This is a genomic window from Niabella agricola, assembly GCF_021538615.1.
Lineage (GTDB): Bacteria > Bacteroidota > Bacteroidia > Chitinophagales > Chitinophagaceae > Niabella > Niabella agricola.
Genome location: NZ_JAJHIZ010000003.1, coordinates 654,333 through 671,817 on the forward strand (window position 1 = coordinate 654,333; position 17,485 = coordinate 671,817).

The window sequence follows — 17,485 nt, forward strand, 5'->3', positions numbered from 1 at the left end:
TACCTGATAATTCAAAAATATGCCCAGGCAAACGTCAACAATCGCTTCAGGTGAACAGCAGTCGATCAAAAAATCGCTGATCATCATCGGCCTTTTATTTTCCGTATTTGGCTTTGTGACCTGGCTGAGCTCCGTATTGATTCCCTATTTAAAATTAGCATGCGAGTTAAACAATACGCAGGCCTACCTCGTAGCCTTTGCGCTTTATATTTCTTACTTTGTGATGGCCCTGCCCGGAGGCTGGATCCTGAAAAAAACCGGTTTTAAAAAAGGCATATCGCTGGGATTGATCATCATGGCAGTCGGCTCGCTGATCTTCATTCCCGCAGCTTTATCCCGCACCTATCCGGTTTTCTTAACCGGGCTATTTGTACAGGGTGCCGGCCTTTCGATTCTGCAAACCGCATCCAATCCCTATGTAACCATTTTAGGACCTCGTAAAACCGCCGCCAGGCGTATCAGCATTATGGGGATCTGCAACGGGATTGCCGGCATTATCGCACCCATTGTTCTGGGCTCGGTTATTTTAAACGATACCGATGCCATCAGTAAAAACATAGCGCAACTGAACCCCGCGGCGAAAATAGCGGAGCTAAACGCATTGGCACACCGGGTGATCCTTCCGTATATCATAATGGCGATTGTACTCGTGATACTGGCGCTCCTGGTACATTATTCAGGCCTCCCCGAGGTTGAGGAAGAAGAAGATGCAGCAGCAAGCACAGCGGCTAATAACAAAAAATCCATTCTCCAGTTTCCGCATCTTTTAATCGGCGCCTTCACCCTGTTCCTGTATGTTGGAGCGGAAGTCATTTCCGGCAATACGATTATCGACTATGGGTCCTACCAGGGCATTCCCATGGTAACCGCAAAGTTCTTCACAAGCATGACCTTAACCGCCATGCTTATCGGGTATTTAATTGGCATCATCAGCATGCCCAGGTTCCTGTCACAGGAAAAAGCCCTGCAATATTCCGCTTTGGCGGGTATCGTCTTCCTGTTATGCGCTTTATTTACCACGGGCTATCTTTCTGTATTGTTTATCGCGTTGCTGGGATTGGCGAATGCGCTTATGTGGCCGGCTATATGGCCCCTGGCTATCGCAAATCTGGGTCGGTTTACTAAAATCGGATCCTCGTTACTGATCATGAGCATCTGCGGCGGCGCTTTATTACCGCTGGTATACGGGCATTTTGCAGACATCTCCAATCCTCAAAAAGCCTACTGGATTGTAGCTCCCTGTTATTTAATGATTCTTTACTACTCCCTCCGGGGATATAAAATACGCACACAATAACTTCGAAAACAAATTGCCATGAACAAAAAACAATACTCCCGCAGAAAATTCATCTCGGTATTATCTGCCAGCTCAGCAGCCCTTACCATCCCTTCGGTGGTATCAGCCGGACCGCATATTAAAGCCAGCACGGCCAGGCTTGCGATAAGCGGCGGCACACCGGTAAGAACACAACCCTGGCCGCAATGGCCCAACATGATTGTTGACGACAACATGATTGCCAATATCACGACCACCACAAAAAGCGGAGCCTGGAGCAGGATCAGTAATCCCGTTCACGGAACCGTGGCCACTTTTGAAAAAAAATACGCAGCGCTCACCGGTGCAAAATACTGTGTAGGAACCGGCTCGGGAACACAGGCACTGGGTGTTTGCATAGATGCCCTAGGCATACAACCCGGCGATGAGGTCATTACCTCTTCCTATACCGACTTCGGCACCATCTCTGCAATACTGGCCGCCCGGGCACTTCCGATATTTGCTGACCTGGATTACCGAAGCTACCAGATTGATCCGGCAGCAATAGCTCAAAAGATCACTCCAAACACCAAGGCGATTATGCCAGTGCACATTATGGGCTCGGCCTGTAATATGGACGCAATAATGGCGGTAGCCAACAAACACAATATCCCGGTAATTGAAGATGCCTGCCAGGCAAACTTTGCCAAATACAAAGGCCGCCAGTTAGGAACCATCGGTCAGCTGGGATGTTTCAGCTTCCAGGGCAGCAAACAAATCGCTGCCGGCGAAGGCGGTGCTGTTATCGGCAACGATGATGTCCTGATGGATAAAGTGTATACCATACAAAATCACGGCACCAATAAGAAAGGACAGAATACGACCATCGGTCAGAAAATGCGGATGAACGAATTTGAAGGCAGCATCATCCTCTCGCAACTCGATAAAGCCGTTGAACGTTTTGAAAAACGCAATGAAAATGCCAATTACCTGAGCAGCAAAATAAAAAACATACCCGGCCTGACGCCACAGCTCCAATATGAAGGATCTAACAGCTCCGGCTACTACCTATACGCTTTCACCTACGACAAAAAGCATTTTAACAACGTGGAACGGCAGGTATTTCTGAAAGCGTTGAATGCAGAAGGAATACCGGCAGGCGGCTATATCAAAGGTATGCAGCATGATTTGTGGGCCACCAATATTTTGGAACTCGGCAACTACAAAAAAAACTATACCAAACAACAGATCAAACTTTTTAAAGACAGCCTGGTACTGCCCTCCTGCGACAGAGTAACAGAAACGGTTGTGGTGATCAGCGCCGGAGCGATTTTACTCGGTACCAAAGCGGATATGGACGACATCATTAATGCATTGGAAAAAGTATACAACAACAGAAACAGTCTTTCCTGATTCGTTCAATCATTGTAATTACTTATGGCAAAAGAGAAATCAACCCGGAGAGATTTTATCAGGCGATCATCCGTCCTGGGCGCCGGTCTTTTTACGATGGCTTCTGTAAAAGGAGATGTATGGCAGCAGTCGTTGAAAGCCCCCGCCCGGGAAAAAATCATAGACATTCATCAGCATACGGATTATTCAGACCGGAGCAATGAGGCATTATTAGCCCATCAGAAGACAATGGGGGTCGACTATACCGTTCTTCTTCCCTCCGGTCATCCGGTGAGCATGGGCTCTACTCATTATGGCGTTTCAAACGGGTTGCAGGCAAAGGCCACACCCAATGAAGCCTGCTATCAGCTGGCGCAACAATACAAGGGAATTTATTTCTTCGGTGCCAACGAAGTACCCGATGTACCGGACGCTGTAAAAGAAATTGAAAAATATTTAAAACTGGGCGCCTGCGTGATCGGTGAGCTGAAGTTTAATATTGACTGCGATTCAAAAGAAATGCAGGCTATTTACAAGTTAGCACAGGATTACGATGTGCCGGTACTGATCCATTTCCAGTACAAAATGTACAACTGGGGATTTGAACGGTTGCACAATATGCTGCGCAAGTACAAAAAAGTAAATTTCATCGGGCATGCACAAACATGGTGGGCCAATATTGATAAAAATCACAGCAACCAGAACATACTCTACCCTACCGGAAAAGTGACGCCAGGAGGCATGACGGACATGTTGCTCACCCGGTACGATAATGTTTACGGCGACCTCTCCGCCGGCTCGGGCCTGGCCGCAATGACACGTGATGAAGACTTCACAAGGTCGTTCTTAAAACGCCACCAGGATAAGCTGATCTATGGCAGTGATTGTTCAGATTCCGTTGGAACCGGAAAAGCCTGTACCGGTTGGCAGGCCATAGAAGCGATCAGAAAGCTTGCCCCGGATAAAAATGCAGAACGAAAAATGTTTTTTGATAATGCCAACCGGCTGTTCAAGTTAAAATTGTAAATGGCGCTGAAGGAACTATCCATGATGCTTTATAGCAACCCAGCGTAAAACAGAGCCACAGAAGTGCCGATACCAAATCTTTTTTCACGGCACCAAAAAGTTTTTATATAATGATGCAACATCTATTCAACAATATGCGCATGAAGTTTGTACCAACCATTTTTTTTATTTCCCAAAAAGCTGCTGCGCTGCATAAGGTATTTATATTGGCAACCCTCTTGCTGTCAGCTACAGTTCTTTACGCCCAACAGAAAGCAGGTACCCCGGTAACCATCGCCGCCGGTGTAGCCAGCACCGATATTACGCCCCAGTTTCCCATCCGTATGGCCGGTTATGCAGCGCGGCTCAGTACCGATGCCGATAGTGTGCTGCAACCGATCGCCGCAAAGGCACTTGCCCTGGGCAGCGATGCACAACACCCAACCCTGCTGCTCACCGTAGACCTGGTAGGGATCCCCTGGCGCATTACGAAAAATGTAACCGATTTTCTCGCAAAAGAAAAAGGGATCAATCCTTCACAGGTAGCCATTTTCGCCTCCCATACGCATGGCGGGCCCGAGGTAGGCAACCTGATCAATATCCTGCAATACAGGGATGGCCGTTTTACAGATTCCCTTTTAGCGCTGAAACAACTCATAGAGATTACGCAATATACCGAGCAGCTTACACAAAAGCTGAAAGACCTCGCCGTGGCCGCCTTAAACAACCGCAAGCCCTCCCTTATTTCATGGGGCCAGGGACAGGCGCAGTTTGCAAAGAATCGGCGTACCAAGGACGGCCCCGTAGACCTGGCGCTCCCTATCCTGAAAATAACGGATCCCAATGGCGCACTGAAAGCCGTTTTTATGAACTATGCCTGTCATGGTACCACGCTGGGAGGAGATGCGCATAAGATCCACGGCGACTGGATCGCAGAGGCGCACCGGCTTATTGAACAGCGGCATCCCGGCACCACGGCCCTCATCGCATTGGGCTGCGCCGGGGATGCCAACCCCGAGCCACGCGGCACTCTTGAAAATATGCAGCGGCATGGTAAAGAGATTGCCGACAATATCGACAAGCTGCTGACGGCACAGCTGCAACCGCTGCACACCGCACCTTCCGGTACAATGCAGTGGATCAAGCTGCCCTTCTCAAAAGTGCCGTCAGCAGCCGAACTCGTTGAATGGACCAAAGACGCATCCATAAAAGGATACTATGCGCGGCTCGCACTTGAACGGCTGGAAAGAGGAGAAACGATCCCTGCTGCCGTAGATTATTCCTTCCAGGTTTGGAACTTCGATAACAAAATGGCCATGGTAAACCTGGCCGGCGAAGTGGTGGTCGATTATTCAATACGTCTGAAAGAAGCCTACGGTGCCGAACGGCTTTGGGTAAACGCATACGCCAATGACGTGCCTTCCTATATTGCATCGCGCCGCGTTATCGGCGAGGGTGGTTATGAACCCGAAAGCAGTATGTACTGGTACAATAAGCCATCCCCTTTTGTACCTGAAGTGGAAGATATAATCGTAAACGCAGTAGGTGGATTAATGCCCGCAGCATTTAAAGATCAACGGCCCGCCACCAATAAGCTCCAGCCTGTTCAGAAAGAAGAAGACGGTTCCTACAACCTGTCATCGTGGCTGGCCGGAACCGAAGGCAGCCGCATCAAATACATGCCCGAGTGGAAGGCCTTTGGCTGGTTTGATGCAAAAGACAAAGCCATCTGGAATGTCAACATCGCAAAAACAGGAAGATACGATGTATATCTTGAGTGGTCTGTTTCTGACGCTAATGCAGGAAAAACATTTGAAGTTACCGCGGGTGCAAAACGTATCAAAAGCAAGGTAGATAAAACAGGTTCCTGGTTTACTTATCGCACCAAAAAGATCGGGTCCCTGCAATTCCTAAAGGGAATCACCAGCATTGTATTACAGTCAGGCGCTTCAAACGAAAAAGGCTCCATGTTTGATGTAAGAGCACTTAGATTGGTACCCGTAAAATAACAGCGTATATGGCATGAAAAAAAATTGTATTGTATATAGTATTTCTCTTACTGATGAGCAGCCCGGTCCTTTTGGCACAACAGAGAGATCCGGGCTGGGTACGAGAGCAAATGCATGCAAGCAGGCAGCGAAGGCTGGCGCAAAAAACCGCTCAGCCCTTTTATACGATCACCAGATTGTATTCCCATCACAACACAAACGAACCTGATCCTAGAAACAGATCTTCAGGAGTAAACATACAAAAATGAACAAACTGGTACGCTTTCCTGTAGCTTTCATGCTTTTATTTACACTCACTGGGCCCGTTTTATCACAGGAGAAAACTGACTTTTCAAAAAACGGTGCCGTTCATGACCAGGTGATACATGCATGGAATCACTATTTCCGTGATCATTATGCTGCGGAGCTTCAAAAGAGGTTATTTGAACAGGAGGATGTTTATGTTTTATACGATGTGCAAATAGGAGGATTGCAGGCTTTCACAGAGATGACGCGGAGGTGTAAGGATCTCCGGCAGATTGCAGAGCTTGCAGATCTGTTAAGTCCGGTCTTCTCTGTATTAAAACCGATACCAGGCAGCAATAACAGTACCGGCTGGATTTGTTCTGGCGGAAATATATGTACCGCCTACGGCCTTTTGGGTAAAGAGGTGCCGCTTTGCAGTGTGCAGTTCCTGGGCCTGCTAGGCGCATTGGCCACCAGTATATCCGAAAATATTCCTCCTGATCAGCAAACAGTGGCACTGAGGACCTTTGTAAAAAACACTTTCAACACCATGGCTGTTCAACTGGATCGCTGGTTGACCGTTGATTATTTTTCGTCCGTTCAAAAAAGACTCCAGGCAACCGTTGCCGATGTAAAAGACAAAAATTCAGGTTATTATTTTACCGATCGGGATCTCTGGTACCTGACGGTACTTTCTGATCTGTCGGAACTACAGCAGTCAGGAGTTCAGGCTGCATCAGCAGATGGAAAGAATGCTTTTGAAGCATTGCTCAATAAAAAAGGCAACATAAAAAAAATATTCGACCTGTTCGTAGCCCGGAGTTTTCTTACGCAATCGCCAAATGGCATAAGAGCAGAGATAGACAAAGGATTTTGGAAATATCATTTTGATAACCGGTATGCCGGCTATACAGGCACCCAGAGTCCTGTTAGCTGGGAAAAGGAGGGCAACGGGGAATGGAAAATGAGATCACTGGTTCAATGGAACAGTTCTTATCTTGTACAGGATGCCGGATGGGATATCAGTCATTCCAGAAGACTGGTGCCAGCCTTTGAAACGTTCATAAGGAACCGGGAAAATATTAAAAGGGTCTGGGGTGCAGCTTTTGACCCGGTCGTGCTTTGTAAGGCCTATGCTAACCAGATCGTTGAAAAACTATGGAACGGCAATACCCGTTACCCGTTATTTTCCAATTTGTGGAGCGGAGACAATGGTTGGTACCGCGTAGCTTACGCCAGCCAAACCGGAAGACAATTTGCAGGCTACCCGCCCTATGGCCTGAGCTCGTCCATACCGGACGGTGGTTATGCCGTTTGGGGGGCTATCCAACCGACTCTGCATACTATTTTCAGGACTATTTTCCAATTATCACAATCGGATGACACAGGGGCAAAATCGTTCATGGCGCAGTATTACCCGCAACTCTCTGGCAACCGTTCCGATATTATCAAAAGATCCACCAACCATTTCGCCTTTTTATCGGACCTGGTGGAACTTCCTTTGAAGAGTGCAGATAAACAGGAATATTAAGCTTAACCGGAAATTATAAATACAATCAAATCGCTTATCTGTTGATATATGTTGAAAATAAATCGTAGAAAATTTGTAACCGGAACGGCCACCTCAGGTGCTGGGCTGCTGCTGGGCAGCCTGCTAACAGGATTCAACCACAAGGAAGGGCCCTTTTTCAGTGCCGGGGAGTTTTCGGAAAAAAAGAACTTCATGCCGGAGGTGCTGAAGTACCGGAAGATTGATGCGCATGCCCACGCTGATGAAGGCCAGTACAAGACGGCGATTAACCTGGATTTTGCAGACCGCCTGGGTATTGAAAAACTAATGATCTCGAATTTTATAAGGCCCTTTAGCGAAGGAACGCCAGACGACTTCCGATCTAAAAATAATTTTATCATCAAGTGTATGAAGGAATATCCCGGCAGGTTTATCGGTACGGTAGCCCTGAACCCTGCTTTCCAAAAGGAATCACTGGAAGAGATCGACCGCTGCCGGGATGCCGGCATGACAGGACTGGGAGAACTTTACAACCAGGTAAAAATTGACGACCCGCTTTATTACCCGATTATTGAGAAATGCATTGATCTTAACTGGAACATCATGATGCACTCCCCGGTAGGTCATTCCCGCGTAACGCTTTATCCAACTGAGCCAAAGAACATATCCCTGCCGGAGGATTTTGCAAATATTGCCAAAAGATACCCGGAAGCCCTGTTCCAGTTTGCGCATATCGGAGGTGGCATCGATTGGGAATATGCCTGTAAGGTACTGAAAGATGTGCCCAACGTTTTTATCGAAGTATCCGGGAGCAACAATGCTGCCGGCATGATTGATTTCGCGCTGAAATGCGTTGGAGAAGACCGGCTGGTATTTGGGTGCGATTACAGCTTCTATCAGGGCGTAGGCCAGATCTTTTCAGCCCGGCTTACCGATACACAACGAAGAAAGATTTTTTTTGAAAATATGGCCAACCGGTTAAAAAAAGCAGGTATCCAATGTTAATAGACAGCAATGCATATATCGGCCACTGGCCGTTCCTCAAACTAGAATACAACACGCCGGAAACCCTCCTGGGCAGGATGAAGGAATTTGGCACGGACATATCGGTGATCAGTAATCTGAATGGCATTTTTTATAAGAACACACAGCACGCCAACGACGAATTGCAGGAAGCCATCCGCAGTAAAAAAATATACCAGGACCGGTTCATTCCTTTCGCCGTCATCAACCCGGCATACGGCGGCTGGCGCGACGATCTTGAACAGTGCATCACCCGGATGGGAATGAAAGGCATACGGCTTTATCCCCAGTATCATGGCTATGAAATAGCCGCCCCTGCCTGCGTTGAGCTGGTAAAAAGATGCCGCGATAAGGGTCTGCCGGTTGCATTTTGTCTGAGAATGGTCGACAGCAGAACCAGCTCTTGGATGGATCTTGAAAAAGAATGGACGTTAAAAAATATCGTACCCATTGTAAAAGCCGTTCCGGATGCAAAATACCTGGTAGTGAACGCAGCCAACAGCTTAGCATTGAATCCGGAAGAAATGGACCTTTTCAAAAAGGCGGATCTCCTGATCGATTCGTCCGGCAGGAATATCACCAACTGGAGCGACCTGTTCAAATCATTTGGAACGGGCAGCTTCTGTTTCGGCACCCACTCCCCTATCCTTGATTATTTCTCCGGTTTACTCCGCATCGAATCGTCACGAGCAACGGAGACAGACGAAAAAACAAAAGAACAATTAAGATCGGGAAACCTGAAAAGGATGCTGGGCATCTGAACGGGAGACCGGCAGCCGGAATCAACCCGATATTTGTAAACGATCCATTCTAAAATATGTAATCAACTTCGAAAGCCGCAGGCAGCGCACCAACACAATAATAAGTCAACATAATAATTCCTGAACATGAACCGAAGAAATTTTGTTACCCGGGGGGCCGCTGGCATAGCAGGTATGCTGGTGAGCCGGCCGCTAGCCGGGAAATCGGACTCCGTACCATCACATCAAACGGAGGTGCTTTCCGCTGCGCCACAACGCTATGACCTGATGAAAGAAGTTATGAAGTACCGGAAAATTGATGTACATGCGCATATTTACTGGACGGACGACAGCCCCGAAACACAGCTCGATTACGGAAGACGGTTGGGAATCGAAAAGCAGGTCATTTCGCGATACCTGGATGTAATGCCCGGCACTCCCGAAGAATTCCGGAAATTCAATGATCTTACCATCAAGGCAATTAAGAAGTATCCGGATCAGTTGCTGGGCGGCTTTGTATTAAACCCTGTTTATCAAAAAGAATCGCTGGAGGAAATCAAACGCTGTACCGATGCCGGGATGATCGGACCGGGAGAATTGTACTACCAGGTAAAAATCAATGATCCGAAGTATTACCCCATCATTGAAAAACTGATCGATCTGAAGATGATTATCCATTCGCATGGCGAATGCCAGTTGGGCGTAGGCGGATACCGGATGAAATATAACGGATATAAACAACCCAATACCTCCATACCCGAAGACTTTGTGGACATCGCCCGGCGCTATCCGGAAGGCATATTCCAGTATGCACATATTGGAATGGGGGGCGACTGGGAGTATGAATGTAAACTGTTCCGGGAATGTCCTAATATTTATGTAGACACTTCCGGAAGTAACAACGCCGAAAACATGATCGACTTTGCCGTAGAACATCTTGGCGAAGACCGCTTATTTTTTGCTTCCGACAATTCTTACTACCAGGGAGTGGGCAGGATCCTGTCTGCAAACTTAACCGACCGGCAAAAGCAAAAGATATTTTTTGATAATTATAATAATCTCTTAAAAAAAGGAGGCAGAGGTGTTGATTGATATTAATGCATACGTAGGACACTGGCCCTTCATGCAGCTGAAGTACAACAACTGTGCGGCGCTTTTGGAGCGAATGAACAAGTATGGCGTGCAAACATCCGTAATCAGTAACCTGAATGGTATTTTTTATAAAAACACCCAATCCGCCAACCGGGAATTGTACGATGAATTGAAAGCGCTGGGAACACACCGGAAACGCTTTATTCCGTTCGCTGTTATCAATCCCACCTATGCCGGCTGGCAATATGACCTGGAGGAAAGTGTAAAAAAATTCGGGATGAAAGGGGTGCGCGTCTACCCCAAATACCATGATTACGAAATTACCGATCCCGCGCTCATTGAACTGGTAAAAAGAACCCGGGACATGAACCTGCCGGTAGCCTTTAATTATAAAATGGTAGACAGCCGGCAGCGCTCCTGGATGGATATCGACTATGTAGCGTACACGCCCAAGCCGGAATGGTCTTTAAAAAACATTTTCCCGATCATCAAGGCGGTTCCGGATGCAAAATATATGATCCTGAATGTAACCAATAGCATGCAGCTTGATGCAGCAGATGCTGCTTTATTTAAGAAGGCACAGGTGTTGATGGATACCTCCGGAAGAACCATCAACGACCTGGGAAATCTTCTGAAAACACAGGGTACGGAGCGATTTGCTTTTGGAACCCACTCCCCCATCCTCGATTACCTCACCGGAATGTTGCGGATAGAGGCATTAAGAGCGCAGGAAGCCGATGTTACCGTAAAAGAATTATTACGATCGGGAAACGCAAAAAAATTTTTAGGGCTGTAAGAAATCAGGTTCATAGGCTCTTTCCCGTTCCCTGAGGCGCTGGATTCACCGCAGTGGCAATTATCAGCTAAAACGCAGGCAAATACAAAAGCACTTCCCGGATCACTCAGCATTATAAATAATATTTCACTCACTCTAAAGTTTATATAGTGAAAAAACTACTTCTGCTACAATTGGTCCTGCTGGCATTACTCCCCTCCCTGGCCCAGCAGTCATCTGCCACCCGCATCTTTGGGGGGCAGTATTCGGCGGCACGCATCAATAATCTCAGGAACAATTGCCGTAAATATGATTGGGCAAGGCAACAATTAACGGCGGCCGTTGAAAAAGCCAGGCCCTGGCTGGCCAAAACCGATGAAACGCTATGGGCAATGGTTCCGGGCCAGGATCTGCCCAGGACCATCGACGTAGGTTATGATAAATTTGCATCCGGTCCTAAATTTGTAGGTTGTATTGTTTGCGGCGACAAAATCCTTCAATACGGGAATTACCCCTACAATCCTGATTTTGAAAAAAAGCCCTGGAAATTGACCTGCCCCGCATGCGGTTCGGTTTTTCCCACCAATGATTTCGGAAAATATTATCAAAGCGCGCTGGATGAGCAAGGGCTGTTCAACCCGGCCAAAGGAGACACCAGTTTACTCTTTAACACCGATCATCCCGATCCCAAAGACCCGCTGCACAAATTTGGCGTGGATAACGGTTTTGGCTATGTTCATAATGGCCGGGCTTATAAATATATCGGGTATTACAGCTGGAAATACTGGCGCTATATTCAGGAAGGGCTCACAGCCCTTGCCAATGCCTTCCTTTATACAGGAGATCAGCGCTATGCCCATAAAGCAGCTATTTTGTTAGACCGGATCGCAGACGTATATCCGTCGATGGATTGGAGCCCCTATGCCCGCCGGGGCTGGTATCATTCGGATGGTTCGACCGGTCGTGGAAAAATAGAAGGATCCATATGGGAAACCGGAATCGTGCAGGGAATGGCAGATGCCTATGATAAGATCCTGAGCGGCACCCAAAATGATCCGGCATTGTATGCATTTCTAAAACAGCAGGGCCAGCGATACCGGCTCCCCAACTCCAAGGGCACACGGGAACTGTTTGTTACCAATGTGGATGAGGGCATCCTGAAAACGACCTTCCAGGCAGTGCTCGATCAGCGGATCCGCGGAAACCAGGGCATGTATCAGCACACGGTAGCCCTATGCGCGCTTGCCCTGAATACTGCCCCCTTTACCACACAGTGGCTGGATTGGTTGTTTGCCCCCGATGGCGGCGCCATTCCCGAATTAATGATCAACCGCTTCGACAGAGATGGCACTTCCGACGAAGGCGCCCCTGGATACGCCGTAATCTGGGGCCTGCATATTTCGCCTCTGGCCGCGCTGCTCCGTTCCTACCCATCGTACACGAATCATAATATTTTCAGGGATTTCCCACAATTCAAAAACGTTTATACCGTAGCCTATCGCATGGCAGTACTCGGCAAAGCCATTCCCAATATCGGGGATGCCGGCTCAACGGGGCTGGTAGGTATACCCAATGCCGATCCAAAATTTATGGCATTGGGGTACCTGTATACCCGGGATCCGGAAATTGCCGTTGCCGCCTATCGTGCCAACGGCTACTCGGCAAAAGGGCTCGGACTGGACATATTTGCCGAAAACCCCGAAGCCGTCAACCTGGAAATAAAAAAAATAGGAGAAGCGGCCGGCACCCGACCCATAGGAGGCTACCTTATGAGTGGGTTCGGACTGTCGATACTGGAATCCGGACGTGGAGCATCGGGCATCGCATTAGCCAGTAACTACGGGCGCACGATACATCATGCGCATAACGATATGCTTAATTTCGATCTGTTTGCCTTTGGACATTGGCTAACGCCGGACCTGGGATACCCGGAATTTGCCACCAATATACCCAGTGTTACCGAATGGACCCGGAGCACCATTTCACACAACCTGGTGTTCGCCAATAAGCGGCCGCAGGGCTCCGCCTGGAGCGGACACACCCGTCTCTTTAAACAATTGAACGGCTTTGGCGCGTTTGAACTGGACGGAAAAGCGGCTTACCCGGATCTGAAAACATACAGCCGTACCTTGCTCCTCGTAGGTGGCAGCAGCAACAATGCAGCAGACAGCAATGCCTACGTGGTTGACATCTTCAGAGTCAGGGGCGGTAATGACCATGTTTTCAGCTTTCATGGTCCTCCGGGCGCAGTTCGTACAGAAGGACTGCAATTACAGGTACAGGAAAAGGGCACGTACGCAGGCACCCATATTTCCAAAGGTACAAAGGCCGCAGGCTTTCCCTATGGGTATTCATTCCTTTATAACGTGGAAAAAGACACAAGCCCACCGGCCAGTTTCATCGCAGACTGGAAGGCGCAGCCAGGATACCGGGGACTAACGGAAAACGACCATATCCATATCCGGATGCATGCCACGACATCTTCCGATGATGTATCATTGGCCGATGGCGATCCGCCTCAAAACAAACCGGGCAATCCCAAAACACTTCGCTACCTGCTCATGCATCGCGCAGGCAGCGACCTGACCAGCAACTTTGTTACTATTCTTGAACCTTACCGCAATCATCCTTTTATCAAGTCGGTACGGCGGATGGATAACGGCAAGGAAGAAAGCATCAGCATCCGGGTAGAAAAAGCAGACGGCACCGTCGATTACCTGGTATACAATCCCGCTGCACAAAACGGCATACAACTGGCCAACGGTATTGCCGTAACCGGCACTATCGGCTATATACAAGAAAAAAGCAATCGTGTTACAAAGGCCATCCTGATAAACGGCACCGCGCTTACCTACAAAAAAGCAAGCCTTACATCCGCCGGTACCATCGAAGGTCATGTTGTAAAAATGTACCGAGGGCTTGGTGGCGAAGCATGGATCACCGTGGATACCAAACAGCCGGTCAATAAAAGCCTGATTGGTGAGCAAATCATGATTGAAACCAAAGGAGAACGGGATGCCTGTTACCGGATCCGGGACATCAAAAAAGAAGGAACATTCACACGGATCTTTTTTGGTCCCGGTACGTTTGTAAGTAACATAAAAAAAGGGAGTACCGCGAAAAACAAAACGGCAAAAGAACAGGAACAAAACTATAGCTATGACTTTGAAGAAGGCGCTGCATTTAAGATTGCCACCCATGCTTCATGGAATATCAAAAAATGACACCTGCCTGTTTGGCATACGCAGTTTGTTTGCATCGATCGGGCAAAGAACGGGTGCGTTACCGGCCGCAAAAGCATGCTTCCGGGTCAACACATAAAACATACTTAAATATGTCAGCACAACGGGAGCAACAGCATCGTCTTATACTGAAAACATATGCATAAAAATAGCCGTTTATATGTTAAAATAAACCCAAGTTCTTTTGGAAACTGGGCCATCAAATCTTATCTTGTATACGTAATTCTACAACGATGTTTTTACTGATTTTTAATATTATTTTTTGCATTGCCTTTATCGGGTTTGCCTGGGTAAATTTAAATGATAATGATGCCTGGTTATGGGTAAGTATTTATGGCATCCCTGCGGCACTTTGCGGACTGGCAGTGTTTCATAAATATTTCCCAACGGCATACCTGGCAGTGGCGCTTCTGTGCTTCGGTTACGCCATCAGTATTTTTTTTGCTAAAGACGGTGTAAAAGACTGGATCCAAAAATACAATGCACCCAGCCTGGTGGAGTCAATGAAAGCCAATAAACCCTATATTGAAAAGGCAAGAGAATTCTTTGGTTTGTTAATTGTTGTGGCAGTAGTGCTCATTAACTATTTTGTAACCGCTTAACCTGACCGTCATGTTTGCTTTTAATATTGCTTTACTACGAACAATGCTGTCTGAGTTTCTACAAAAAAACAGTACCGCAGAGAGTTTCAGCTGGCTGCTCACCCAAAGCATTACTTCGCAAAATGCAAACAGGAACTTTGCTTTGTCCGGCAGGAAGTTCGGCAAACAAAAACCAGATAGCAGTCCGGATCAATTCATTTATATGAGCGGAAACTTCCCTCAAACCAACTGGTCGAACTGGACGGTGCTGGATATGGCCCGGTTATACCAGCTATTGCAACTGGAAGCAAGCAGCAGGCAGGACTACATCCGCCTGGTTGAGTCCCTCTTTCTTCAGGCAGACCTGGGTGAGCTCTCCATTTTGTACAAATCATTACCTTTCTACGCGTATCCGGAAGCATGGTCTGTGCGTTGTGCTGAAGGCATCCGGAGCAATATGGGACCCGTGCTGGAGGCCATCATGCAGGAAAATAATTATCCGGCCGAACATTTGCCGGAAGCAGCCTGGAATCAAATGATATTGAAAGCCATTTTTACAGGCAAAAACCTGTCACTTATATACGGCCTCAAAAAAAGAAAGAATCCGGCTTTAGCTGCTTCTTTATTAGATTATGCGGAAGAACGGCTGGCCGCGGGAAGAGATATCGATGCGGGGATATGGGACTTGACTGCGCCTTTTTTCCCAGAGGAAACAGAAACTTTAAAATTAAAATTCTTACAAACAAACGAATATGTGTTGCGGAAATAACGACATTGAAAAACGGGCGGAGCTTCCGGATGCCGTAGACATGGAGCTGATAAACGGCCTGTGCTTTTTTGACCCGCATGTGCATATGACCTCTCGCACTACGGACGATTACCAGGCGATGGCAGATAACGGGATCGTGGCGTTGATTGAGCCTTCTTTCTGGCTGGGACAGCCACGCACCCATGTAGGCACGTTTAACGATTATTACAGCTCGCTGCTGGGTTGGGAGCGCTTCCGTTCCGGCCAGTTCGGCATTAAGCACTATTGCACAATCGGCCTCAATTCCAGGGAGGCCAATAATGAAGCGCTGGCAGAAGCGGTAATGGCATTATTACCAACATTTATTTACAAAGAAGGCGTGGTGGGCATCGGCGAAATAGGCTTTGACGACCAGACAACGCTAGAAGAAAAATATTACCGGTTACAATTGGAGCTGGCCAAAGAAGCGGCGCTGCCGGTACAGGTACATACGCCGCATCGCGACAAGAAGAAAGGCACACAACGCAGTATGGACATTGCACTGGAGCACCAGCTGGACCCCTCCATGGTTATTATTGATCACAACAATGAGGAAACCGTGGAAGAAGTGCTCAACCGCGGATTCTGGGCCGCCTTTACCATCTATCCGTTTACAAAAATGGGCAATGAGCGGATGGTAGAAATCATCAAGCAATATGGCTCCGAACGCATCATGATCAATTCTGCTGCCGACTGGGGCATCAGTGATCCGCTGGCCGTTCCCAAAACCGCGATGCTTATGAAGAAAAGAGGCATTGATGCGGCCACTATAAAAGCTGTCACCTATAGCAACGCGATTGCGGCATTTGGCCAAAGCGGGCAGATAGACCCCAATGACTTTATTCATGGGGTTGCCGTTAATCAATCAGAGAAGTTTGAGAACAATTCCATTTTACGCGGAGGTCAACAGCCCCGCATCGACAAAGGTTCCATCATCATCCAATAACAACCGGAATGTGAACAGGCTATTTTATTATATCACACTGTGCCGGCCGGCCAACGTAATTACCGCCATGGCAGATGTACTGGCCGGCAGCAGCATTGCACTGTTTTATAGCAATATAGCGGATACGGAAAATGTTTATCCTCATATTGCCCTGCTGTTGATTGCAACGGCAGCCCTCTATGCCGGAGGAATTGTATTTAACGACATTTTTGATGCCGGCACCGATCGTATTGAACGCCCCGAACGGATGATTCCAAGTGGCCGGATTTCAAAAAAATCTGCAACAATATTTGGAACAGCTCTATTCATCATTGCACTAACCAGCAGCGCCCTGGTCAATGGCACCGCCCTTTTAATAGCTGGCGCCATTGCTTTGTCCGCATTCCTGTACGATTCCAAAAGCAAGCAGCATCCCATTGCCGGACCTTTAACGATGGGTCTTTGCAGGGGACTTAATTTATTACTAGGCATTTCGCTGATGCCTCCGCTCGTAACACAGGAGCTGTATTTGGGCATTGTACCGCTGGTTTATATTTTCGCAGTAACCACCATCAGCCGTGACGAAGTGCATGGCGGCAAAAGGCGCAACCTGGCAATAACTTTTATCCTGTACCTGCTCGTTTTTATCATTCTGGGCATTGTTGGCTGTTATACAAAAGCATATACAGGGCTTTTACTGCTGCTGCCCTTTTTCATTAGTATTATGCGGCCTTTATTTAAGGCCTGGCAAAACCCCCAGGCTAAAAACATCGTACGCGCCGTAAAGGCCGGGGTATTGAGCATTATTCTCTTAGATGCTACCTGGGCCGCTGTTCATCACCAGTTTGTTATTTGTGGCATCATCCTTTGCCTGTTACCGCTTTCGATCTTATTAGGAAAATATTTTGCAGTCACATAACTTTC

General features: G+C 47.7%; 14 protein-coding genes. All 14 read left to right on the plus strand.

Translation table 11 applies throughout. The annotated features are described in order from the left end of the window. The first annotated feature begins 19 nt into the window (after positions 1–19). The 14 genes from LL912_RS08180 to eboC all read left to right on the plus strand — a co-directional run bounded on the left by LL912_RS08180 (position 20) and on the right by eboC (position 17,480). Entirely contained in the window at positions 20–1,297 is a 1,278-nt protein-coding gene (locus tag LL912_RS08180) for a sugar MFS transporter (RefSeq protein ID WP_235553094.1), read from the plus strand. Positions 1,298–1,315: 18 nt separating this feature from the next. Beyond that, positions 1,316–2,668 carry a DegT/DnrJ/EryC1/StrS family aminotransferase gene (locus LL912_RS08185; protein ID WP_235553095.1) on the plus strand — a complete coding sequence of 451 codons (1,353 nt, stop codon included), beginning with the start codon at positions 1,316–1,318 and terminating at the stop codon, positions 2,666–2,668. A 24-nt stretch (positions 2,669–2,692) separates the two neighbouring features. Then, positions 2,693–3,673 (plus strand): amidohydrolase family protein, encoded by a 981-nt coding sequence (locus LL912_RS08190; RefSeq protein WP_235553096.1) that lies wholly within the window; start codon positions 2,693–2,695, stop codon positions 3,671–3,673. 110 nt (positions 3,674–3,783) lie between these two features. After that, the gene (locus LL912_RS08195; protein WP_235553097.1) at positions 3,784–5,661 is read left to right on the plus strand and encodes a carbohydrate-binding protein; all 1,878 of its coding nucleotides are present in this window, start codon (positions 3,784–3,786) and stop codon (positions 5,659–5,661) included. A 244-nt stretch (positions 5,662–5,905) separates the two neighbouring features. Continuing rightward, entirely contained in the window at positions 5,906–7,417 is a 1,512-nt protein-coding gene (locus tag LL912_RS08200) for a hypothetical protein (RefSeq protein ID WP_235553098.1), read from the plus strand. A gap of 48 nt (positions 7,418–7,465) precedes the next feature. Next, positions 7,466–8,401 carry an amidohydrolase family protein gene (locus LL912_RS08205; protein WP_235553099.1) on the plus strand — a complete coding sequence of 312 codons (936 nt, stop codon included), beginning with the start codon at positions 7,466–7,468 and terminating at the stop codon, positions 8,399–8,401. Further along, positions 8,395–9,180 (plus strand): amidohydrolase family protein, encoded by a 786-nt coding sequence (locus LL912_RS08210; RefSeq protein ID WP_235553100.1) that lies wholly within the window; start codon positions 8,395–8,397, stop codon positions 9,178–9,180. The genes LL912_RS08205 and LL912_RS08210 overlap by 7 nt, the downstream gene beginning before the upstream one ends. A gap of 126 nt (positions 9,181–9,306) precedes the next feature. Then, positions 9,307–10,251 (plus strand): amidohydrolase family protein, encoded by a 945-nt coding sequence (locus LL912_RS08215; protein WP_235553101.1) that lies wholly within the window; start codon positions 9,307–9,309, stop codon positions 10,249–10,251. Next, positions 10,241–11,047, plus strand: coding sequence for an amidohydrolase family protein (locus LL912_RS08220; RefSeq protein ID WP_235553102.1), 807 nt, complete (start codon positions 10,241–10,243; stop codon positions 11,045–11,047). The genes LL912_RS08215 and LL912_RS08220 overlap by 11 nt, the downstream gene beginning before the upstream one ends. Before the next feature lie 149 nt (positions 11,048–11,196). Then, a complete protein-coding gene (locus LL912_RS08225) occupies positions 11,197–14,250 on the plus strand; it encodes a heparinase II/III domain-containing protein (RefSeq protein WP_235553103.1) in 3,054 nt (1,017 codons plus the stop codon). A 251-nt stretch (positions 14,251–14,501) separates the two neighbouring features. Then, complete coding sequence (locus tag LL912_RS08230; protein WP_235553104.1) at positions 14,502–14,870, plus strand: transmembrane 220 family protein; 369 nt, start codon at positions 14,502–14,504, stop codon at positions 14,868–14,870. Between the two features lie 202 nt (positions 14,871–15,072). Beyond that, positions 15,073–15,618 (plus strand): EboA domain-containing protein, encoded by a 546-nt coding sequence (locus tag LL912_RS08235; protein WP_235553105.1) that lies wholly within the window; start codon positions 15,073–15,075, stop codon positions 15,616–15,618. Continuing rightward, positions 15,602–16,582, plus strand: coding sequence for a TatD family hydrolase (locus tag LL912_RS08240; RefSeq protein ID WP_235553106.1), 981 nt, complete (start codon positions 15,602–15,604; stop codon positions 16,580–16,582). Before LL912_RS08235 ends, LL912_RS08240 begins: the two co-directional genes overlap by 17 nt. A gap of 10 nt (positions 16,583–16,592) precedes the next feature. Next, on the plus strand, positions 16,593–17,480 hold the full coding sequence (eboC, locus tag LL912_RS08245; protein WP_235553107.1) for a UbiA-like protein EboC: 888 nt from the start codon (positions 16,593–16,595) through the stop codon (positions 17,478–17,480). Positions 17,481–17,485: the final 5 nt, after the last annotated feature.

What these genes read in the sequence shown, in the direction of transcription:
- LL912_RS08195 (WP_235553097.1), top strand. Translation starts at nt 3,784, where the DNA reads ATGATGCAACATCTATTCAACAATATGCGCATGAAGTTTGTACCAACC.
- LL912_RS08230 (WP_235553104.1), top strand. Translation starts at nt 14,502, where the DNA reads ATGTTTTTACTGATTTTTAATATTATTTTTTGCATTGCCTTTATCGGG.
- LL912_RS08240 (WP_235553106.1), top strand. Translation starts at nt 15,602, where the DNA reads ATGTGTTGCGGAAATAACGACATTGAAAAACGGGCGGAGCTTCCGGAT.
- LL912_RS08180 (WP_235553094.1), top strand. Translation starts at nt 20, where the DNA reads ATGCCCAGGCAAACGTCAACAATCGCTTCAGGTGAACAGCAGTCGATC.
- LL912_RS08185 (WP_235553095.1), top strand. Translation starts at nt 1,316, where the DNA reads ATGAACAAAAAACAATACTCCCGCAGAAAATTCATCTCGGTATTATCT.
- LL912_RS08190 (WP_235553096.1), top strand. Translation starts at nt 2,693, where the DNA reads ATGGCAAAAGAGAAATCAACCCGGAGAGATTTTATCAGGCGATCATCC.
- LL912_RS08210 (WP_235553100.1), top strand. Translation starts at nt 8,395, where the DNA reads ATGTTAATAGACAGCAATGCATATATCGGCCACTGGCCGTTCCTCAAA.
- LL912_RS08205 (WP_235553099.1), top strand. Translation starts at nt 7,466, where the DNA reads ATGTTGAAAATAAATCGTAGAAAATTTGTAACCGGAACGGCCACCTCA.
- LL912_RS08200 (WP_235553098.1), top strand. Translation starts at nt 5,906, where the DNA reads ATGAACAAACTGGTACGCTTTCCTGTAGCTTTCATGCTTTTATTTACA.
- LL912_RS08235 (WP_235553105.1), top strand. Translation starts at nt 15,073, where the DNA reads ATGAGCGGAAACTTCCCTCAAACCAACTGGTCGAACTGGACGGTGCTG.
- LL912_RS08215 (WP_235553101.1), top strand. Translation starts at nt 9,307, where the DNA reads ATGAACCGAAGAAATTTTGTTACCCGGGGGGCCGCTGGCATAGCAGGT.